Origin of the sequence: Vibrio sp. Vb0304 (genome assembly GCF_033338995.1) — a bacterium.
GTDB classification, from domain to species: domain Bacteria; phylum Pseudomonadota; class Gammaproteobacteria; order Enterobacterales; family Vibrionaceae; genus Vibrio; species Vibrio alginolyticus.
In genome coordinates this window covers 1-1,069 of the sequence record NZ_JAWOTT010000337.1, presented here as the reverse complement: position 1 = coordinate 1,069, position 1,069 = coordinate 1, and the positions used below count along the sequence as shown (strand labels likewise).

The 1,069-nt window shown below is 47.4% G+C and carries 1 protein-coding gene; it reads left to right on the top strand.

From position 1 onward, the window contains the following. Positions 1-17: 17 nt before the first annotated feature. Positions 18-1,069: enoyl-ACP reductase FabV (gene fabV / locus R7P35_RS26080; RefSeq protein ID WP_318093372.1), on the top strand; the 1,052-nt coding region annotated here is incomplete at its 3' end.

Below are 1,069 nucleotides of genomic sequence, written 5' to 3'. Positions count from 1 at the left end.
GAGGTTAGATCACAACAATGCGAATAGAACCGTTAATTCAAGGTGTTGTTGCTCGCTCTGCGCATCCACACGGTTGCCATGCATCCATAAAAGAGCAAATTGAATACGTAAAAAAAGCCCCGCAGATCAAAAGCGGCCCTAAACGAGTTTTAATTATTGGTGCTTCCTCCGGTTTTGGGTTAGCAGCACGTATTGCCCTAACGTTTGGCGGCGCTGAAGCAGACACCATTGGCGTCTCGTTTGAACGAGGTCCATCTGAGAAAGGGGTTGGCAGCGCAGGCTGGTACAACAACATCTTTTTCAAACAAGAAGCAACACATGCAGGACGCACTGCAATCAATATTGTTGGTGATGCATTCTCTGACTCTGTCCGTAATGAAGTTATCGAAGCGATCGAAACCTACTTTGAAGGTGAAGTCGATTTGGTGATTTACAGCCTTGCAGCGGGCGTTCGTCCAAAACCTCATTCAGATACGTTCTGGCGCAGTGTGATTAAGCCTCTTGGTGAGTCGGTTACTGGCGCTTCCATCTTACTTGAAAATGATCAATGGGTTGAAACCACGCTCGAGCCAGCCACCGAAGAGGAAGCAGAAGCGACCATTAAGGTCATGGGTGGAGAAGATTGGGAAAGCTGGATTGATACTCTCATCAACACGGAATCCGTCGCTCAAGGTTGCAAAACCATTGCATTCTCATACATGGGCCCAGAAGTTACTCACCCAATCTATCTCGATGGTACTTTAGGCCGAGCCAAAATTGACTTGCACCAAACCAGCCATGCATTGAATCTGAAACTGGCTAACTTCGACGGTGGTGCTTACGCCACGGTGTGTAAAGCGCTGGTAACCAAAGCCAGTGTTTTCATTCCTGCTCTGAGCCCTTACCTTTTAGCTCTGTACCGAGTAATGAAAGAGAAAGGCACGCATGAACGCTGCATCGAACAAATGCAACGTCTGTTCACGACGAAGCTTTACGATCAGCCTAAAGTTCCTGTTGATGGCGAGCGATTGATTCGAATTGATGACTTAGAACTGGATCCGCAAACGCAGGCTGAAGTGAGTCATTTGTT